This is a genomic window from Pseudoalteromonas sp. KG3 (assembly GCF_030436385.1).
In the GTDB taxonomy this organism is placed as follows: domain Bacteria; phylum Pseudomonadota; class Gammaproteobacteria; order Enterobacterales; family Alteromonadaceae; genus Pseudoalteromonas; species Pseudoalteromonas prydzensis.
The window spans coordinates 1,444,091-1,464,763 of record NZ_CP098523.1; the positions used below are offsets into that span (position 1 = coordinate 1,444,091).

The 20,673-nt window shown below is 41.4% G+C and carries 17 protein-coding genes, 5 tRNA genes and 2 pseudogenes; 5 read left to right on the forward strand and 19 right to left on the reverse strand.

Features of this window, described 5'->3' with window-relative positions; genetic code table 11:
• Positions 1–134: 134 nt before the first annotated feature.
• Positions 135–2,294 (reverse strand): TonB-dependent receptor, encoded by a 2,160-nt coding sequence (locus tag NDQ71_RS06930; protein ID WP_301562501.1) that lies wholly within the window; start codon positions 2,292–2,294, stop codon positions 135–137.
• A gap of 447 nt (positions 2,295–2,741) precedes the next feature.
• Between NDQ71_RS06930 and NDQ71_RS06935 the strand changes: the two genes are divergently transcribed.
• Positions 2,742–3,944, forward strand: a complete 1,203-nt coding sequence (locus NDQ71_RS06935; protein WP_064666436.1) for an MFS transporter — start codon at positions 2,742–2,744, stop codon at positions 3,942–3,944.
• Positions 3,945–3,982: 38 nt separating this feature from the next.
• Here the strand turns inward: NDQ71_RS06935 and NDQ71_RS06940 are convergent, their stop codons facing one another.
• Both NDQ71_RS06940 and NDQ71_RS06945 read right to left on the reverse strand, forming a co-directional pair.
• Positions 3,983–4,180: a helix-turn-helix transcriptional regulator gene (locus tag NDQ71_RS06940; protein ID WP_064666435.1), complete on the reverse strand. Its 198-nt coding sequence runs from the start codon at positions 4,178–4,180 to the stop codon at positions 3,983–3,985.
• A complete protein-coding gene (locus NDQ71_RS06945) occupies positions 4,177–4,449 on the reverse strand; it encodes a hypothetical protein (protein WP_225736791.1) in 273 nt (90 codons plus the stop codon). Before NDQ71_RS06945 ends, NDQ71_RS06940 begins: the two co-directional genes overlap by 4 nt.
• 206 nt (positions 4,450–4,655) lie before the next feature.
• Between NDQ71_RS06945 and NDQ71_RS06950 the strand changes: the two genes are divergently transcribed.
• The 4 genes and pseudogenes from NDQ71_RS06950 (at position 4,656) to NDQ71_RS06965 (ending at position 8,879) form a co-directional block, all read left to right on the forward strand.
• Positions 4,656–5,738: an IS4 family transposase gene (locus tag NDQ71_RS06950; protein WP_301562502.1), complete on the forward strand. Its 1,083-nt coding sequence runs from the start codon at positions 4,656–4,658 to the stop codon at positions 5,736–5,738.
• The gene (locus NDQ71_RS06955) at positions 5,738–5,890 is read left to right on the forward strand and encodes a hypothetical protein (protein WP_301562503.1); all 153 of its coding nucleotides are present in this window, start codon (positions 5,738–5,740) and stop codon (positions 5,888–5,890) included. Before NDQ71_RS06950 ends, NDQ71_RS06955 begins: the two co-directional genes overlap by 1 nt.
• Before the next feature lie 23 nt (positions 5,891–5,913).
• Positions 5,914–6,216 (forward strand): annotated as a pseudogene (locus tag NDQ71_RS06960) (GGDEF domain-containing protein); the annotation flags it as partial.
• Between the two features lie 144 nt (positions 6,217–6,360).
• Positions 6,361–8,879 (forward strand): annotated as a pseudogene (locus NDQ71_RS06965) (TonB-dependent receptor plug domain-containing protein).
• A 38-nt stretch (positions 8,880–8,917) separates the two neighbouring features.
• Here NDQ71_RS06965 and NDQ71_RS06970 read toward each other — a convergent pair.
• From NDQ71_RS06970 to NDQ71_RS07045, 16 genes are all read right to left on the reverse strand, one after another.
• Positions 8,918–9,832, reverse strand: a complete 915-nt coding sequence (locus NDQ71_RS06970) for a lipopolysaccharide assembly protein LapB (RefSeq protein WP_301562504.1) — start codon at positions 9,830–9,832, stop codon at positions 8,918–8,920.
• Between the two features lie 104 nt (positions 9,833–9,936).
• Positions 9,937–10,209: a hypothetical protein gene (locus tag NDQ71_RS06975; protein WP_301562505.1), complete on the reverse strand. Its 273-nt coding sequence runs from the start codon at positions 10,207–10,209 to the stop codon at positions 9,937–9,939.
• Positions 10,210–10,317: 108 nt separating this feature from the next.
• The gene (locus NDQ71_RS06980) at positions 10,318–10,524 is read right to left on the reverse strand and encodes a hypothetical protein (protein WP_192542953.1); all 207 of its coding nucleotides are present in this window, start codon (positions 10,522–10,524) and stop codon (positions 10,318–10,320) included.
• Between the two features lie 33 nt (positions 10,525–10,557).
• The gene (locus NDQ71_RS06985; RefSeq protein WP_192542954.1) at positions 10,558–11,910 is read right to left on the reverse strand and encodes a magnesium transporter; all 1,353 of its coding nucleotides are present in this window, start codon (positions 11,908–11,910) and stop codon (positions 10,558–10,560) included.
• 114 nt (positions 11,911–12,024) lie between these two features.
• On the reverse strand, positions 12,025–15,108 hold the full coding sequence (locus NDQ71_RS06990; protein ID WP_182761463.1) for an efflux RND transporter permease subunit: 3,084 nt from the start codon (positions 15,106–15,108) through the stop codon (positions 12,025–12,027).
• Positions 15,105–16,406 (reverse strand): efflux RND transporter periplasmic adaptor subunit, encoded by a 1,302-nt coding sequence (locus NDQ71_RS06995; protein WP_301562506.1) that lies wholly within the window; start codon positions 16,404–16,406, stop codon positions 15,105–15,107. Before NDQ71_RS06995 ends, NDQ71_RS06990 begins: the two co-directional genes overlap by 4 nt.
• 2 nt (positions 16,407–16,408) lie before the next feature.
• Complete coding sequence (locus NDQ71_RS07000) at positions 16,409–17,809, reverse strand: efflux transporter outer membrane subunit (RefSeq protein ID WP_301562507.1); 1,401 nt, start codon at positions 17,807–17,809, stop codon at positions 16,409–16,411.
• A gap of 89 nt (positions 17,810–17,898) precedes the next feature.
• Complete coding sequence (locus NDQ71_RS07005) at positions 17,899–18,300, reverse strand: hypothetical protein (RefSeq protein ID WP_301562508.1); 402 nt, start codon at positions 18,298–18,300, stop codon at positions 17,899–17,901.
• A gap of 99 nt (positions 18,301–18,399) precedes the next feature.
• Positions 18,400–18,681 (reverse strand): hypothetical protein, encoded by a 282-nt coding sequence (locus NDQ71_RS07010; protein ID WP_064666423.1) that lies wholly within the window; start codon positions 18,679–18,681, stop codon positions 18,400–18,402.
• Between the two features lie 19 nt (positions 18,682–18,700).
• Positions 18,701–18,928 carry a hypothetical protein gene (locus NDQ71_RS07015; protein WP_192542959.1) on the reverse strand — a complete coding sequence of 76 codons (228 nt, stop codon included), beginning with the start codon at positions 18,926–18,928 and terminating at the stop codon, positions 18,701–18,703.
• Between the two features lie 123 nt (positions 18,929–19,051).
• Positions 19,052–19,237, reverse strand: coding sequence for a hypothetical protein (locus tag NDQ71_RS07020; RefSeq protein WP_192542960.1), 186 nt, complete (start codon positions 19,235–19,237; stop codon positions 19,052–19,054).
• A 334-nt stretch (positions 19,238–19,571) separates the two neighbouring features.
• Positions 19,572–19,647: transfer RNA gene (locus NDQ71_RS07025), tRNA-Phe, on the reverse strand.
• 53 nt (positions 19,648–19,700) lie between these two features.
• Positions 19,701–19,776, reverse strand: a tRNA-Thr gene (locus NDQ71_RS07030).
• A gap of 195 nt (positions 19,777–19,971) precedes the next feature.
• Positions 19,972–20,047: transfer RNA gene (locus tag NDQ71_RS07035), tRNA-Phe, on the reverse strand.
• Positions 20,048–20,096: 49 nt separating this feature from the next.
• A tRNA-Thr gene (locus NDQ71_RS07040) sits at positions 20,097–20,172 on the reverse strand.
• 72 nt (positions 20,173–20,244) lie between these two features.
• Positions 20,245–20,320 (reverse strand) — tRNA-Phe (locus tag NDQ71_RS07045).
• Between the last annotated feature and the right edge of the window lie 353 nt (positions 20,321–20,673).

A 20,673-nucleotide genomic window follows, 5' to 3' on the forward strand; every position in this document is an offset into this window, starting at 1 on the left:
CTTAGGTCCTTTAACTATTCATTTTTTTTAATGAGCTAATAGTATGTTTTAAAAATAACATTAACAATGTTTCTTAAGTACGAAAAAGGCCAAATTATTTGGCCTTTAAAAGAACTTAACTAATTTTCTATTTATTAAAATGCGTAGCTGATACCGGCATTAAGTGAGCGACCTTGTCCTGCTAATTGGCTGAATCCTTGGCTTTGATCCACGTTAAACTGGGCAATACTGACCCCACCTAAAGGCTGCTGGTAGTATTCGTCAAGTAAGTTAGTAATTACCAACCTAACGGTTAACTTATCCCATGTCGCCTTAGTTGCTAAATTCACTAAGCTATAACTGTCGGTTTGGTTTTCTAAACGACGTGGATCAACGCGGGTTTTACTATCGACCCACTGCCAACTTAATGAGTTTTGCCATTTACCGAGTTGTTGCTCAAGAGCTACTTTGCTGTGCAGTGGCATTATTTGATATAACGGATCATCACTGTCATCACGCTCACCACGGGTGCTAATAAGCGCGGCTGTTAGATCCCATGTACCTGCATTTTTACTATCAACAACACGGATAATACCTTCAAGCTTAGCACCATAAAGTGTGGCGTCTAAATTGGTAAATTGTAAGGTGTTACGTTGTGTTGCTGGCATATCATCAGTGCGGTTAGTGCTGCCAACAACAGTAACATCAATATAATCATTGACTTGGGTATACCAAGCGTTAGCTGTTATCTGCCACTGACCATCTTTTGCCGATTTAGTGTAACTGGTGCTGATGGTATGCGCGGTTTCAGGGTCTAAATCAGGGTTACCGATATAACCATTACCATCACCAAACCAGCCGATCATACTGGTCGACATGCTGCTGACACCCCAGCTATAACGTTCATATAAATTAGGCGCGCGATTTTTACGTGCTAAGCCAAATTGTAGTTCATCTTCGTTACTAATTTGGTAGCGTAACAATAGGCTGGCATCCACCAGCGTGTTACTGCGCGCGCGATCCATGACATTAAATTCTTTTGCCGCATCTTGGTTTGGATCTGTCACATTCATTGCTGGCATATTACCCATACCTGACATGCCATTCATGCCATCGCCTATGGTCATGTCTGAATATGGCTGCACTTCGCCTGCATTAGTTTGCACATATTCAATACGCGTACCAGCAGAGACCCACCAGTTGTTATTTAGCTGCTTTTGCAGCTCAACAAAACCGGTGTAGCGGTCGCGTTCACCGTCATTAATATTTACATAGTCGTTAGGCCCCATCATCATTGAGCCTTCGATAGCCGGCCACCAGTCATCAATACGATAGCCATAGTATTCTTGGCCGAGCAGTAATGTCGTGTCAGCATCAAGGTTTAAACGCCAATTTAATTGATAACTGAAATCTTGTGCATCAGTATTCATTGGCATCATGCCGGTTTTTTCATCAGTGAAAAAACCCATTTCGTGCTTTACATCGTTATAGTTAACTTGGGCTTGAAACTCTCCACTGTCGACTGTGCGTTTATATTGGGCGATCAAACCGTAACTGGTGTTATCAGTCATATCCATATATTGATTAGGAAAGCCCTGAAACGGTATTTTTTGACGGGTTAATTTAACCACTAGCTGCTGTTTATCATCTCGCAGTGCAGCCGTTAGTGCATGATTTTGTAAGCGATAAAGTGTATCTAGCACTAAATCACCGTTACCATCTTCATAGCTATCCGCATCTTCAAATGAACCTTGATAATTTAAGCTAAACGTATCACTGGCTAAACGCGCCCCAACACCTACCGCTTGGGCATTATTGGTACTGCGATATTGTGCTGATAGGTAGCCTGAATGCCAGCTAAGCGTATCATTTTCACCATATTGCGGAGCAATAGTATTTACTTGAATGACGCCTGCAATGTTATCGCCACCAGCGCTTACTGGTGAAACTCCTGCAACCACTTGATAAGAGGATACCTGATTAGCTGAAATATACGACAAAGGCGGATTCATCTGATTGCCACAGGCCGCGGTAATATCTGCACCATCGACCAGTACTTTAACTCTATCGCCCATCATGCCATTTAATATAGGTAAACTAGAGACGCCACCTGCCGCAGAAAAATCGACCCCCAACTCAGTTAAAAGCTGTTCAGCAGAACCTAAATTTGCATGACTGTTAACGTTTTGGCCTTGAACTTCAATCACTTCAATTGAATCATCAGCAAGTACATAAGGAGAGACTAAACTCGCTATGCAAAGTGCTAACGGAGAAAGTGCATAACGTGAATTGATAACTGAATTGTGGTTGCTCATTTTATTCTTTAATTACAACAGGTTTAAGATGAGCAAAGTATATAACTTGACGACAGCACTGAACACGCGACAAATTGTCGCACCCCAAGCCCTTACTCGATGTTTATTGCCCTTATCTTAAATACGCTTATAACTTTTAAGAGGCTGTTAAAACACTAAAAACACAAAATAGCCACGACCACTGCAAATTTATTTTTCATCAGCATATCGCTTAATAACCAAAGTGTTCATATCAAGTCATTGAAAATTAGAACGTTCCTATTCAGCCAAAAACGCTGCAAGCTAAAATTGTATTTTCTGCCCTAAATACACTGCTTTTAGTGCAAGACGCTGACTTATTTTTATCATATAATTGCGGTTTAATTCATTCTTCAAAATTGCAGTTTCCTGCTTTTTATTAAATAAATCATTCATATTTTGTCGTCAGTCTTTTTACAAGGGTTATCTATGTCACCTGAACCTAGCGTCGTGAACAATACGCTAAGCACTACCGCTATTTTGTTAGTACTTGCACTGGGTACTTTTATTTTAGGATTATCGGAGTTTTCGATGATGCCAATGCTGCCATTGTTCAGCGAAACATTTGCCTCAACACCAGCACAAAGCGGTTATACCATTAGCGCCTATGCGATTGGCGTGGTGATCGGTGCACCGTTTTTTATGATCACCACAGCAAACATGCGCAAGCGTAATGCTTTGCTATTATTTGTGTCGATGATGTTTATATTTAACGGCTTAAGCGCCTTTGCTAATTCGTTAGAGCAGCTTATATTATTTCGCTTTTTAAGTGGTTTACCCCACGGCGCTTATTTTGCTGTTGCCATTTTATTAGCTGCAGATATAGCACCTGCCAATAAACGCGCCAGCTTTATGTCTAAAGTATTTATGGGACTTACCATAGCAACGATTGTTGGTGTGCCTATGGTCACCTTAATAGGACAAAACTTTAGTTGGCGTTATTGTTTAGCAGGCACCGCAGTGCTAGCACTGGTTGCACTAATTCTCATTGTGAAATATATCCCTAATACAAAAAATGCAGCTACCTCGTCGTTATTAAGTGAATTAAGCGTATTAAAAAATAAGCTGGTTTGGTCAATCTTAGGCATCATTATTGTTGGCTTTGGTGGCGTGTTTTGTATTTATACCTATATTGCCGATACCATTTTAGTGATCACCCACACACCGGCTTATACCATCTCAATTGCGATGGTTATGTTCGGCATTGGTTGTACGCTAGGAAACTACGTTTTAGGTAAAGCTGCCGATCATGCACCACTTAAAACCACGGGTATAGCACTTATTGGCGCAGTGATTTTTGCTGCAACTTATGTAATGGCAAGCCATAACATTTGGCTACTTTATGCGGTTATATTTTTTATCGGCTTTAGTGTCGGACTTGGCACCGTTATCCAAACTATGTTGATGGACGTATCTCCACATGGCCATGCAATGATTGGCGCACTTGTGCAATGCGCATTCAATACTGCAAATGCAATAGGCCCTTGGGTTGGTGGCTTAGCGATTGCACAAGGCGCGCAACCGAATCAAACCGGCTATGTCGCCGCAATCTTATTTGCTGGTGGATTTATTATGTGGTTACTGAGTGCATTGCAAATGGGTAAACAAAAAGCGCAACTAGTTGCCCCATAAACAGCACTATACTCTGCGTACTTTAAGCACGCAGAGTATTATAGCTCTTCATCTTGAAAGATATCTTCAATTTTTAATTTAAATAACCGAGCGGCTTTAAACGCTAAAGGTAAGCTAGGATCAAACTTGCCTTTTTCAATGGCATTCACCGTTTGCCTTGATACATCAAGTAGCTCCGCTAATTTTGCCTGAGTTAGGTTATGCTCCGCACGCAGTACTTTAAGGCGGTTTTTCATTCTTCGTCCTCAGCGCCAAGTTGTTTATTCATCACTACGACAGACACTAAATAAGTTATCCCCATAAACATCACTAAATGGGAAATCCCTTGTCGAAACGAAATGATGCCGCTGGTTTGCAATACTGAATAGGCTAAACCAAATACTAAACTCCCTCCTAAGGTAATTGCCATTGCATTTAAATGTAACCGTTGCTGCAATTCATCTAAGCCAGCTAAATGGCGTTTATTTGCCATAATCATCATAATACCTGCGCAAACATTGACCATAATTGCCACTATACTAAGTAGCGTATTCTGCTCGCCCCACAGCAATAATGGCCCGAATGACGCAAGCGCCAGAGTTAAAACCCATGCCAGAGTCCATTTTGCTAAATAAACTGTGTTTAGTTTGTTACCTAAAATATCCCCAAAATTAGCCTTTATATATCAATGAATTAATAGTCTTAAAAAATGTGGGAAGCGAGGGAACATTCATGGTGTTTTGTGATCTTATGAATCGCTTAAAAACAACAGAACTAAACACCATGAATGCGTCTACTATTTTGCACAATATGCTCCACGCTGTCACCCCTAACTCAATTCATAAAGCCAGATTTAATACTTTAGTCGCTGCCGTTAAATCTCTATTGCACTGTCAGCAATGTACCTTGACTTCTATCGGCCGCAACTTGAATTCAAAAACAACTGAAAAACATGATATTAAACGTATTGATCGACTACTCAGTAACCACGAGCTTTTGCGTGAGTCGACATCGGTTTATGTTCGCTTAAGCCGTTTTGTGGTCACTGAAAAGCATCCCGTCATTTTGGTTGATTGGAGTCATGCAGATACACAAACCAAATACTGTATTCTGCGTGCCAGCATTGCCAGTGAAGGTCGTTCTTTGACCCTGTATCAGGAAAGTGCATTCAGTTTTCAGTATCATTGCCCAAAAGTTCAAAAACGGTTCTTAAAGATGCTCAAACTGATTTTGCCGGGTGACTGCCGGCCCGTAATTGTGACGGATGCGGGCTTTAAAGTTCCTTGGCTCAAAGCCGTGCGAAACAATGGCTGGCATTATATTAGCCGTGTTCGAGGTACGGCACATTTGAAAACGCAGGGCAGCGATGAGTTTGTTCCATGCCAGTCACTATTCAAGAGCAATCAACGTAAGAGCCAGTATCTTGGCGCGACCGAGTTGACCAAAAGTGCAAAATATCAAACTCATGCAGTGCTGGTTGGCAAGGGACATAAGTTATTAAAAAGAGATAAAAAACGTGGTTATAAGGAGCCTTGGCTACTCGTTTCTTCTCTTCCAAAGAGGCACCACTTTCTCGAAAAAGTACTCAAATTATATGGTATGAGAATGCAGATAGAAGCAGGATTTCGAGATCAAAAAAGTGTTAGGTTCGGCTTAGGCTCAGATCTGCACAGGACAAACAAACTCTATCGATTAGACATACTGTTGCTGCTTGCCACACTGGCTCATTGGTTCTCAATGATGCTGGGGGCAGTGATAGACAAAGCAGGAAAGACAGGCGCTTTTCAAGCTAATTCAACCAAAAAAGACGAGTAGTGTCATGGGCATTTGTTGGGCTGCGATACTTCAAAAAACAGTCCATTAAACTGCGACGGCGAGATTATTTGGCAGGACTAGCCTATTTCGTACAGGTGGTAGTGCAACTCGATTGGAAAAATATGGATGTGAGTGATGTAATTGAAATTTAATAATTATTTTTGGGGATCCCTTAGAATGTATACCCTCAAGAGATTGTTTATCCGCTCGCTATGGCGGTGAAGAATTTGCGGTTATATTACCGCGTTGTAACCGTGACAGTGCCAGCGTTGTTGCTAAACATATTCAACAACAAATTAATGCCATGACATTTACAGATATTGGCTTACCGCCAGAAGTTAAGATTAGTGTTAGCCAAGGTATTGCCTGTGAATTTAATAATCAATATCGTACTTGTGAAGCACTTATATGCGCAGCCGATACGGCGCTATACAGAGCAAAAACTGATGGCAGAAATAAAATCAGTGTAAGCGCATAAGTACAAACAAACACTTTACTAACAAGGCTCCACCAATATTAACAAATACCTTTAATTACACATATACTATACTTTAATGTTATTTGTTTGTTCCCATTACGCTTTATACACTGTGCAGCGTATGACAACAACACGGGATCAACAATGAAACTATTTAACAAACTACCCTTGCAACTTGCTATCGCAAGTACATTGGCTACCTCAGTGACTGCAATCGCTGTTGAGAAAAATGCTGTAAATACAGCAAAAGACATCGAAGTAATTTCCGTTACCGGAACCAGACGCAGTTTACGTAGTATCGCCCAAAGCACAGTCCCTGTTGATTTATTAACAAGCGCGACTTAGCCACCACTGGCCAGCTTGAAATAAGCCAAGTGCTTGCGGCGCAATTACCCAGCTTTAACTACCCAAGTGCCACGCTTGCTGATGGAACAGATCATGCTAAGCCTGCGGTATTGAGAGGCCTAGCACCCGATCACACCTTAGTACTGGTAAACGGTAAGCGCCGTCACTCTGGTGCATTATTAAATTTAGGCGGCACAGTGGGCCGCGGCTCTACCGCCGTTGATTTAAATAATATTCCTACCTCTGCAATTAAACGTGTTGAAGTACTGCGTGACGGTGCAGCTGCACAATATGGCTCTGACGCTATTGCTGGAGTGATCAACATCATCCTTAAAGATGCCGATGACGGTGGTACAGTTAGCTACACCTATGGTGAGTACCAAACACAAATGGCCGGCTCGCCGCAATTACTCAGCACCACAGCTGATGACTCTGGTAATCTAAGCTTTGCTAAAGGCAGTGACCGTAAATTAAACGACGGTATTTCACGCACAGCCAGCGCGAATGCCGGCTTTTCGTTTGCTGATAACGGCTTTTTAAATATTTCGATTGAATCACGTAATAATGAACCAACCAATCGCTCAGGTATTGATGAACGCGAACAATATAACCGCGATGTGAATGGCGCGTTAGACTCACGCGAGTTTGACTTTGACCGTTACAATCACCGCTTTGGTAAAGCAGATATTGAAGACATTGCAGTGTTTTATAACCTAGGTTATGACTTTAATGACACGCTAGCACTTTACTCATTTGCCAGCTATTCAAATCGTAAAGGTAACTCTGGCGGCTTTTATCGTCGTGCTAAAGATTCGCGTAATTTAACCGAAGTTTACCCCGATGGCTTTTTGCCACAAATAGACACGGATGTAGATGACTACTCGTTTGCACTTGGCCTCAATGGCGAAACTAACGACTGGACATGGGATATCAGCACAAACTACGGGCTGAATGATTTTGGTCTAGGTGTTAGTAATAGCTTAAACACCTCTATGGGTATAGACAGCCCGACTGAGTTTGATAACGGTTCACTCGTTTACGAACAATACCTAGTAAACATGGATGCAAGCAATAGTTTTGACTTTGGCTTACCTGATGATGTGTTTGTGACTGTTGGCGCTGAATATCGCCATGAGAACTATCAAATCAAAGCCGGTGAAGAAGCTTCTTACATCACTGTACTTGATGAAAATGGTGTTCCTGTTGCAGCAGGCGGCGCACAAGTATTAGCGGGATTTTCACCGGACAGTGCGACCGATAAAAGCCGCCACAATGTAGCGTTATTTGCTGAGTTTGACACGTATTTAACTGAAGATTGGAATGTGGTTCTTGCTGGGCGTTTTGAAGATTACAGTGACTTTGGCAGCACTTTTACCGCAAAACTTGCGTCTCGCTTGAGTATTAACGAGTCATTATCGTTACGCGGCGCTATTAGCAGCGGTTTTAGAGCCCCTTCGCTTGCGCAAACTTCATATAAATCAGTCAGTACAGTATTTGAAAACGGCGTTCCGAGTGAAGTTGGCTTATTCCCTGTGGATGAACCTGCAGCACAAGCGTTGGGCGCTCGTGAGCTTGATGCGGAAGAGTCAGTAAATATGACGGCAGGCTTTATCTTTACTAAAGGTAACTTTAGCCTAACGCTTGATGCCTATCGTATTGAAATTGATGACCGCATTGTATTATCTGAAAACCTGCAAGGGCCCGAAGTTGAGGCTATTTTAGTTCAAGCTGGCGAGCTTAATACACAAAGTGTGCGTTACTTTACCAATGCCATTGATTCTCGTACTCAAGGTGTCGATATCGTTGCGACCTATTCATTAGGCTTACAAAGCTATGGTGATTTACGCTTAAGCGCTGCCGTTAATTTTAACGACACTAAAGTTACTAATGTCAAAGAAAACCCGCCAGAGCTTGAAGCGCTAGGTGGTGATTACCAGTATTTTGCGCGCCGTGAAATCACCCGTTTTGAAAAAGGCACACCAAATGATAAGTGGAATTTGTCAGCAACATGGGATATTGATAAATTTCAAACTACCCTACGTGCGACTCGCTATGGTGAAGTGGTTGATACCTCAAGCACACCTGAGGGTGATGAAGTTATTGCGGCTAAATGGATCACCGATTTAGAAGTGGCGTATCTCCCATCACAGCAGTGGAAGTTTGCTCTCGGTGCTAATAACTTGTTTGATCAATACCCACAAGATACCGTGAGTAACATAGGTTATAGCGATTTTAATCAGATATTTACCTACAGTTCCTTTACACCATATAGCCTAGATGGCCGTTTTATCTATGGCAATATAACCTATAATTTTTAATTAAATACGGCGGTGAGGGCAAGACTTTCACCGCTGATTTATAGCGCTGCTTTTAATTGCGTATAAAGCGCTTTATGACTGCTTGATAATAAATGCTTTTCATCTACTTTTTGCAACCATAGCCGGGCTTGTTGTAGATCTTTTGCTTGCCAGCTAATTTCTGCCAATCTTAATTTATAGGTTGCTTTGATTAAATCATCGCTAGGAGTGACCATATTACCTAATGCGGCAACGTAGTATTTATTAGCCTGTTTATACTCAGCGAGTAGCTGATAAGTGCGCGCTAAATTACCTTGCGCAATAATAATTTTGTTTTGATGTTGCGTCGGTATAATCCAGTCGAGTGCTTTCTTTCGGCTCGTTTTGGCATTTTCTAGATCACCAAGACCATGATAAACATTTGCTTTATTTGAATGTAATTCAAAGTTAAAAATGGGATCTTTACTTTTACCAAACTTTCGCTCTGCTTTTAAAAGCATTTGAAATGCGGTTTCTTTATTACCAAATACATACTGTAAATTTGCCAACTCTAGTATCCGCATTGGATCAGAAAATGACTCATACATTTGCTGTATATTATCAAATGCCTTCGTTGCGTATATTTTTGCCTGCTTGTCATTGTTGTAATAACGTAACGCTTTGGCGTAATAAAAGTAAGTTTGCACTTTAAATACTTTAGGTAAATCATCACGATCTGCAAAAGGCTCAACAATCGCTTTCAAGGTTTCAAAGTCATTCTTATCATAGTAATAATCAAATAAATAAGACTGCCCCTTATACCATTGTGTTGAATTTAGCTCCGAATCCGCTATATGTTCATTAATATAGGCTAAGCATTGCTTATCTGGTTGTTGCAGGCAAAACTGTTCGTGATCACTAAAGTGCTCAGATGCAAATACACTAGCGGGACAAGCCCATGTAAAAATAGTGAGTATACAAAAAGTTTTTATCATAGAGTCTAAGAAAGCGCTTAATGCAGCTAAATATAAACATAGATTAAAACATATTTGCATAAAAAAATTAACAAATATTACTAAATCAAATAGCTTAAACGTTTTTATTTATAACAATAGCAGTATTTGAGAATGAAATAGGCAGCTGCGGTGATCAGTGTCCAATCCCCAGCCAGTGGCTTTAAGGCAAACGCGCCTAAATAGCCGCCATTAGTTGCATTTGGTACCAGCACCCAGCCATCGGTTGATGGCATATCAATAATTGGACATGCGTTACTATCAAGCTCACAGGCTATATCACCCTCGGTATGGCTGTAACCACCCATAGCAAAAATTTGCCAGCCCATAGGAGCAATATCAAAATAGCTCAACGGCATAAATGTGCCTACGCTATAACTGGTTTTTTCTGCTCCACGATCGAACGATTGTTTACCAAAATTAAAATTAACGATACCGATATCAAACAGCCAAGAACCACCAAATCGTCACTCTTCACTTTCAAGGCTAATGCTTGCATTTAATTTTCTGACTGCATCTAAGCTCAGTGAACCACTGACTTTAATTTCATCGGAATAACTTGCCCCAAGCTGAGTAACTACTTTGGTGGGATCTTCAGAAAGTTTATTATCCTTTGCTACAGCGCTGTAACTTGCTATTACTACTATCAGTCCTGCCGTTAATTTTATAGTCATCCTGTTTCCCTTTATTTAAAATAAACCAATTGATTAAAGTAATAATAGACTACCTAATCCTAAGAAAGTCACAAAGCCAATAATATCAGTCACTGTGGTTAAAATTACTGAGCCAGATAACGCAGGATCGATTTTCATTTTATCTAAAATCGATGGGATCACCACCCCCGATAAAGACGCTGCTATCAAATTAAGTAAAATAGCCACGGTGATAGTTATACTGAGCATCACATCACTAAACCACACATAAGTGAGCACACCTATAACCATAGCCCATACACAACCATTTACAGCACCAACTCTAAGCTCTTTTTTGAGTAGTGCTTTGCGGTTTGAATCTGTTACCTGACCAAGTGCTAACCCCCGCACGATAACGGTAAGTGTTTGACTACCGGCAATCCCGCCCATGGAAGCCACCACTGGCATCAATACCGCCAATGCCACAACTTGTTCAATGGTGGCGCCAAACAAACCAATAAACCATGACGCTAAAAAAGCGGTCGCTAAATTAATTCCTAGCCAAATTCCACGGTTCTTAGCACTTTTACGAACGCTGGCAAATAGGTCTTCGTCTTCTCGTAAACCACCCGCTTTAGCTGCGGCTTCATCGGTTACTTCTTGGCGCAACTCGTAGGCTGAAGTGACTTTTAAACGCCCTAGCAGCTTGTTATCTGCATTGACCACTGGCATCGCCATTCTTTCACTGTGGATCACCACTTCTGCCGCTTCATATAAGTCATCATCGGCATGTAAAGAGGCAACATCATGCACTGCAAAGCTCAGCAAAGTATCAGAGTCATTAGCTTTAAATAATGCATTAACTGGCACTTCACCAATTAAAGTGCCTTTACGGCTGACTAAATAAATTACTTCAGTGTACTGAGGTAAACCTTTTTGCAATATTTTGCGAGCACCCGCAACGGTTAGCTTTTCAGATACTTTAATAGCGTCAAAATCCAACCAGTGACCTAATTGCTCCTGATTATATTGCTGTGCGAGTTCATACTGCTTAGTTTGTACTTCATCTAACTGGCGCCGTGCATATTCAACAAAACGCTCAGGGATGATCTCTTCGAGCTCAAGTAACTCTTCAACACTCACTTCATCAAGTAGCTTAAAGCCATCCGCTTCATCAAGTGATTGTAATAACCAACGACAGCTATCCGCGCCTAAATTAATAAATATTTCGTGTTGGGTGTCTTCATCTAACAGCTGCCAAATATCTAAACGTTGCTCTTTTGGCAATGCTTCAAATAATAGCGACAAATGCTCAGTTGAGAGAGTTTCTTTAGCGTCGGCTAACAGCTTGTTTTTACGTTCTGTGGTATCGCATTGCAGAAGCTCATCGATAAGCTGTGGGAGTTGATCAATCGGGTATTCAATCATGTTGAAGCCTTTGAATTTAACTACTTTGTGATTAGTTTACCTCAGCTTGAAAAAATAGTTTGAGAAATTTTGCCTGTATTCCCCACAACCTAATAGATTGTGGGGAATAACTTTTTATTTAAACCAGCCTTGCAGGCGCTCCATCAACAAGTAGTTAACTGGCACTAGCAACAAGGTAATAAAGGTCGCAAAAATAATTCCAAAACCAAGACTCACCGCCATCGGGATCAAAAATTGCGCTTGTGTTGCCTTCTCAAACAGTAGCGGCATTAAGCCTATAAAGGTCGTTAAGCTGGTTAACATCACAGGACGAAAACGTGATGCGCCCGCCATTTTTACCGCCTCCAGTAAATCCCCCCCTTCACTGCGTTTTTTATTAATAAAATCAACCAAAACGAGTGAATCGTTCACCACTACACCAATTAAGGCTAGCATGCCGAGTAAGCTCATAATGGTCAGTTCCATGCCCATGATCCAATGCCCTATTACCGCGCCTATCATGCCAAATGGGATCACACTCATAACGATCAATGGCTGCAAGTAGGATTTAAATGGGATTGCTAATAAGCCGTAGATAATAAAAAACACAAAAACCAATGCCCATGCAAGTGAACCAAATGACTCTCGCTGCTCTTTAGCTTCGCCTTCGAGTGAGTGACTTACACCAGGGTATTGCTGTACAAGCTCATCTAGGTAAATTTTTAAGTCAGCTTGGAGCACCGTCATATTGGTGTTTTCTTTTTCAATATCAGCGGTAACATTCAAAGTACGGTAGCGATCAATGCGATTTATCGACGAAGGACTTTGCCCTGGCACCAGCTTAGCTACATGCGATAAAGGCACAGTGCCGCCATCGGGTAGATTGATTAAAATATCTTTTAGATCCGCCACTGAGCGGCGCTCTTCGATTGGTAAACGCACCATTACTCGCACATCATCGCGGCCACGTTGAATACGCTGAGCTTGCGCTCCAAAAAATGAATTACGCACTTGTTGCGATACATCAACACGATTCAACCCCAGTGCTAGGCCTTGCTCTGTTAGCTCTATTTGTAGCTCTTCTTTGCCATCAGACATACTATCAGCAATATCAAATACCGTTGGGTATGTCGCTAACCGCGCTTTGACATGATCAGCCACTTCTTGCAATGTTGTCAGTGAGGTTGCCGTTAACTGTACGTCAATCGGATCGGAACTACGGCCAATTTCGGCTCTAAAAGTTAAGCTTTCAGCGCCAGGTATAATACCAATTAAATCGCGCCATTCGCTGGCAAGCTCGCGCGAGCCAATATCTGAGTCGCGGCTTTCAGCGGGTGTTATTTCAAAACGAACACTGCCAGAGTTAGACGCGCCACCGCGCCCGCCGGTAGTAGCAAGTATATTTAAAATAACACTTTCACCCGTCTCTTCATCGCGGTACTTATCTTGTAATTGGCGAGCTTTATCCGACATATCAATGACATATTTATTAGTCACTTCAAACGGCGTACCCGTTGGTAAGGTTAAGTTAACCCGCACTGTTTCACTTGGAATACGTGGGAAGAAAATAAACTTAGTCCAGCCACTGGTGATCATAGTTAAAATGATCAAGAAAATACCAACAAACAAACTCACCGTTGCAAGTTTATGGCGTAAAGCGAGGTTTAAAATGGGCTGATAGTATTTTAAGATTGCATGCTCAAAACCATCGGCAAAACGTTGTTGGAACTTATCAAATTTTGAGGGCTCGCCTTTTTGATGACGTAATTTTATGTATTTTAAATGCGCGGGTAACACGAACTTAGACTCAATTAACGAGAATAATAGCACGGGGATCACCACCACTGGAATTTGCGCAAATAACGCGCCACGGCCACCTTCAATAAACGCCAAAGGTAAAAAGGCCGCAACTGTCGTTAATACGCCAAACGTTACCGGCGTTGCCACTTCTTGAGTACCGCGAATAGCCGCTTGTTCACCTGATTCCGCCGTTTTTAAATGGGTATAAACATTTTCACCAGTAACAATGGCATCATCAACAACAATTCCCAGAACTAAAATAAAACCAAATAAACTCATAATGTTCAGTGTTACACCAAACAATGGCATGGCTAAAAAAGCGCCCATAAACGATACTGGAATACCAATGAACACCCAGAATGCGATGGCCGGTCGTAAAAATAACGTCAGTAAAGCCAACACTAAAATGCCGCCTTGTAAGGCATTAGTGGTAAGCGTGGCAATACGACTTTTAACCAGTTCTGAATCATCATCCCAGTAACTCAGCTCAAACCCCATCGGCAGATTTGTTTGCTGGTTTTCAATGAACTCTTTAACTTCATCTGCCACAGTAATAGCGCTTTGCGGGCCAATTCGGTATACGTCAATAAACGCAGCTTGCTTACCGTTAAAGCGGGTACGCACTGGCGTTTCTTCAAAGTCATCGCTGATTTTAGCAATATCGCCTAAACGAATAATAGTGCCATCGCTTTGATGCTTTACCACTACTTGGGCAAATTCGTCTTTGCGATAAGCTTGCCCTTTAGAGCGAATGAGTACGTCGCCGCCTTCGGTTTTTAAATTCCCTGCGGAGATGTCAGAGCTAGAATTGCTAATGGCCCGCGAAATATCACTTAAACTTAAACTATATTGGCGTAACGTATCTTGGCTGACTTCAATGGCTAATTCGTAATCGCGCACGCCACTTAACTCAACCTGCGTAACACTTGGTAAACGCAGTAATTGGTCTCGAACTTGTTCGGCGTATTCACGGGTTTCTTTTTCACCATAATCACTAGCAACGGTGACCGCGATGACTTCACGTTTGCGCTCTGCAAGGGCTACAACGGGCTTTTCGGCATCAACTGGAAAAGTATTGATAGCATCGACCCGGCTTTTTATATCAGCTAATAACTCTCGCGGATCATAGCCACTTTCAACTTCAATACTAACCGAGGCGGAGCCTTCAGAGGAGCGACTTGAGATCTGTTTGATCCCTTCTAAATCTTGCACTGATTCTTCAATACGGATGGTCACCCCTTGCTCCACATCTTCAGGTGTTGAGCCACGTAATGATACGCTAACGCTAATGCGATCGGTTTCAAATGAAGGAAATACTTCAAGCGGTATTTGCGTGGTTAAACTAAATAAACCCGCAAATACAATGCTGATCAGCAATAAATTAGCTGCAACATGATTTTTGGTAAACCAAGCTATCATGGTTTATCTCCTTGCGATCTTGCTGCACGGCGTTTTTCAACTAACTGCTCAACAGTAATACCTTGTTTTTTAGCCATCTCTTCGAGCTGCTCACGACTTGGGCGCTGTTTTTTCACAGGTTCTGTCGAGGTTGCAGGTTCACCCATTACTTTAACTCGCGTACCTGAGCTCACCTGACCAAGCGGTGTGAGTACCAACTGTTCACCAGCCGTTAAACCACTGGCAATAATTCCTTGCGTCGCGTTTTGCCATGCTAAGCGAATCTCTTTACGCTTAAGTACGCCTTGCTCAACAACATACACATAGCTGCCTTGATAAATGGTGCTGTTAGGAATAACCAATACATCGTTTACCTGTTTGCCGCTGATCTGCGCTTTAATATATTGCCCTATCTTAATTGGATATTGGTTTTGCGCCGTTGCTTTGTATGGATCATTAATTTGTGCCACCACGTACAGTTGTTGGGCGCTTTCATCAATAGCTCCTTCGGTACGCGAAATTTGCCCAAGCCAACTTTGCTTGCCGACTAAGTCTGAAGTGAAATGCACCGCAGATCCGAGTGCATTTTTTTGCCCATCACGATATTGCTCTGGTAAGTTTATAAATGGCAAATCTTTATTTTTGATTGGCAGACGAATTTCCACACTATCAATGGCATAAATCGTTGCAAGCTGAGTATTATTAGACACTACTTGGCCTAGATCAACACTGCGACTGAGTACACGACCGGCATAAGGAGCTATAATTTTAGTACGCTCTAAATCAAGTTCAGCTTTTTCAAGTTGCGCTTGAGCTGACAACACTTGTGCTTGCGCTGCAGCTAATTGTGGTTCGCGCAACACTAAGTTACTCGCTTGTGCACCATTACCTAAACGCTGCCAGTCAACCAAAGCTTGACGTCCACGCGCTTGCTCTTCTTGTAAGCCCTGTTGCGCAGTTAATAAGTTTGCTTGTGCGGCTTTTACTTCAGCGCGGTGATCCCTATCATCAAGTTGCAGTAACACATCCCCTTTTTCAAAAAAGCCCCCTTCGCGAAACTGCTCACTAACCGCAATGATTTGCCCCGATGCTTGAGCAACTAAGCCACTTTGCGTGCGTGGTTTTACGGTGCCAAAACTATCAATCATCACTTGGTATGATTGCGGTGTTAGTAACTGCACTGCCACACTAATTTGTGCTTTAGTTGGCGCTGCAAAACGATTAGCTTGCGGCGGGTTACCTTGAATAAACATAACGATTGCTGCGGTTGCTGCAATCACTACGGCTGGGATCAATATTTTTCTGGTTTTTAAGTTCATAGTTATTGCTCTGTTGATGCGTTGGTTGGCTGTGAAAAATCGCCACCAAGGGCAATATGAAGATTTATACGGTTAATAATAAGTTGGTTTTTAATTTCGATGACAGAGCTTTGTGCATCAAAAGAGCGGTCTTGTGCATCTAATACGGTGGTGTAAGTGACTAAACCACTTTGATATTGCTCAAATGATAATTGCTCTGCTGCAATAGCATTTTCTTGCGCTTTAAGCGTAGCCTGGTAGCGCTGTTGTAATGACTGCTCTTGCGAAATAGCTTGTTCAACATCATTAAATGCATCATACAAACTCGCTAAATAATTTTGCTCTTGGCTTAGCACTGCTAACCGCGCAGCTTCCTCGTTTGCTTTTAGTCTACCGGCATCAAACAGCGGCATAGAAATGCTACCAACCAACGACCATGCCAGGCTCGACGGAGAAAACAAGTCGCTTACTCGATCCGTGCTATCACCTAACGTTGCTGATAAATCTAAGCTGGGAAAACGTTGTTTATGGGCATAGGCCAAATTAGCATCGGTACTTAACAGTTGATACCAACTGGCCATTAAACTTGGTTTACGGGTGATCAATTCTGACGGTAAACCTAATGGAATAGGTTTATCTAATAATGGTAGCTCGGCCTCGACAGTTAAGGCGCCTTTTGGATAATCTCCAGTTAGCCGTTCAAGTGTTCGAATAGCTTGATTTAATGTCGCTTTTTGTCCTGCAATGCGCGAACGTTCAGTATTTAGTTCATTACGCGTTAAATACACATCTAACGCAGCATTTAAACCTTGGCGATAACCCGATTCAATAATTGCCAAATTTTGCTCAGCGTTTTTTTCACGCTGTTGATACAGTGCCAATAGCTTTTGCGCACTGATGACATTAAACCAGCCGCTGACTACATCGCCTACTAAGCGCTGTTTACTTTGCTCAAAATTGGCTTGCTCTGCTAAAAATTCAAGGTTAGCTTGACGCTCTGCATCAGATAGCTTACCCCATAGGTCAATTTCGTAGCTGAGGGTTAAATTTGCCGAACTGGCATTATTGTAACTAACTGGGCGATTATCTTTGCTGCGATTCGTCCGTGCAGATAAATCCAAGCTCGGCCACAACGCCGCGCCAGTGGCAATTAGCTGCTGCTGTTTAATAGCAACATCATAACCGGACTGCAAAATTTGCTGGTTATTTGCTAATGCCTGTTCAACAAGAAAAAAAACTTGTGGGTTTTCTAGCTGCTGCAGCCAATTATCTTCAACCTTTAATGCTGACGTAGTCGCTTGTTGCCAAAGCTCTGGGGTATTTGCGATATCTTGCGCACGTTCAGTAGGATTGAGCTGATTGCTGCATGCACTGAGCAGCAACACACTCACCGCCACTAAACTCGGCTTAAGTTGCCAAATCATATAAAAACCTGAATTACTGCTATTTATGAGTGTAATTCAAGCACCAGCACAGCAATAGCTCAACTGACTTTACATAACATTACACATGCTTAAGGGAAACAGCGATGAAGCGTAGGTTTTGTGGGATTAAAGGTAAAAGGTAAAAGGTAAAAGGTAAAAGGTGAAAGGTGAAAGGTGAAAGGTGAAAGGTGAAAGGTGAAAGGTGAAAGGTGAAAGGTGAAAGGTGAATTAGAAAACTCAACCGAGTACATGGCAAGCTTTACTTGTGCTAATTTTCTCTTAAAACAAAAAAGCCCCGCATTTTCATGCAGGGCTTTAATATAAATGGTGTACTGAGGCGGCAAAAAATTGTCTGGAACAATTTTTAACATCCGAAGGATGGCCCGAAGGGCAAAATACAGGGACGTATTTTGTAATCGAACCACGGACACGAGGATTTTCAACCCACACGCCAAAACAGTACCAAAGCGCTCGAAGTCAATTTCACTCACACAACAAAATACATGCTCACTCACCATTAAAGGTGATTTCAAAAATTATAGGTTTTATCTCTAATTTAAGACTTTTCATTTACTGGTATAACTAAGTCGCTACTTAATTACTTTTAAGTTTTCACGTTTACGTAATTCTTCAGCTTTTTCCATTGCCTCATTCTCAGCATCTATTTCATCATCTGTTTGAGACAAAAAATCCCAAGAACCACATAGAAACTGAGTATTTTCAGCTAAATCTGGTACATCTCTGCTTTCATCAAAATAAAACTTCGCACGCGCTTTTGACCTTGCCTCTATCCAGGCATCAAACTCAGGAGTCCCCTCTGGAGGTCTAACTTTAGATTTATTTACGTAAACTAATTTAGCTTTAGAAGTCATAATAAACACCTCCTGTCAGTTAAAGATATTTCCACAGATGTTCTGGTTCACTACCCTTACTTTTTTGATAAATAAATCCGTAAGAACGATAAAAATTGATTAACCTGTCATTTAAAGGACGCATTATTTTAATTTTATCTGCTCCAATCAAGTCTGCGAACTCTTCAAAAGCAACTATGTTTATCGCAAAAATACTTTTATCTAAAGGATAATTACAAGGGTTTTTCTCGATAACATCCAGTCTCATAGACTTCCCTGTTTTTGTGGGAAAGCCAATTGATAAACTACATAAATTATTTTCATACCAAACAGCTAGATCCAAGCGATTTGGGTGTCTAAACGCCCATTTTTTAAAGCCCTGTGCAAATGACTAGGGAAGCTCTTTTCTTAATGGTGAAGATTCCCATACCTTAGCTATTAGCAGTGCTTCATTGTCAATATTTCTGAATTTAACCTTATCCCTTATCTGTATTGGTAAATTCCTACGTGCCTGCTCTAAGGCTCTATCTCTGTATTGTTGATATTTATTTTCAGCAACATCATGCTTTAAATTCATGCAATTTTTCTTCCTTGATTTCTGTAGCTTTATGTTCCCATTTTTACTTTAAGACTGCAAATATTTATATTTATTTAACCTATTATTTAAAGCCACCATCAATTTAACTGCCAAATACACTACTTTAAATAACTATAGCACTGATAAAGTAACTGACCATAAAAGTCACTTCTGATTTAAATCTTGCCTTTAACTCATAGGTGTTTCTTTATCGCGGTTTCTGGCGTTCACAAAGTCGCCTCCGTCTGTTATGACGAAAACTAGGTGTTTTTGTAGGGGAACTATGATTTAGTAGGAAAAGGCATTTCAGATATTAGCGCTAGGCTAGAATAAATGGTGCCTCGACGCGGAATCGAACCACGGACACGAGGATTTTCAATCCTCTGCTCTACCGACTGAGCTATCGAGGCACATCAACTGTGCTGTAAAACGTACTATAAACTCGACATTTTACTTTAATAAATGGTGCCGACTAACCGAGTCGAACGGTTGACCTACTGATTACAAGTCAGTTGCTCTACCAGCTGAGCTAAGTCGGCACACTAAACTGTGTGCTAAGGCACGTTTCAATTTTAAAGATTGATAACTTTTAATAAATGGTGCACTGAGGCGGTAAAAAATTGTCAGGAACAATTTTTAACATCCGAAGGATGGCCCGCAGGGCAAAATACATGGATGTATTTTGTAATCGAACGTAGTTCGATGACGCATACAACTTAGTATCAAACAATAAATGGTGCCTCGACGCGGAATCGAACCACGGACACGAGGATTTTCAATCCTCTGCTCTACCGACTGAGCTATCGAGGCACTTAAACAGTGCTAATTAAATGTTTTTAAAACATTTAATCTAAATAAATGGTGCCGACTAACCGAGTCGAACGGTTGACCTACTGATTACAAGTCAGTTGCTCTACCAGCTGAGCTAAGTCGGCACACTAAACTGTGTGCTAAGGCACGCATAATAATGTTTTAATCATTTGATTTAAACATCATTACTTTAATAATGGTGCCCAGACGCGGAATCGAACCACGGACACGAGGATTTTCAATCCTCTGCTCTACCGACTGAGCTATCTGGGCATTTCAGTTTTAATTAAAAATCACAAAGGATTTTCAATACAATTCCCACTTAGCTCTACTAACTGAGCTATCTGGGCATTTCAGTTTTAATCTATACACTTCCCACTTAGCTCTACTGACTTAGCTATCTGGGCGTGCGGCGTATTAAACTGGTTTTGCCCTTTCAAGTCAACTTTTTTTTTATTCTTTATAACTGTTTGCACAGTTTTTCAACAAAGAGATTAATAAATGTAAAGTACGCTGTTTTTTACAGCAAGTACTCTTTAATTTATCTATCGGATAGGTATTTTAACTGTTTTGTGTACAACAGTCCTAAAAACGTAGTGAATTATTTCTGGTAAATGATAGGATTG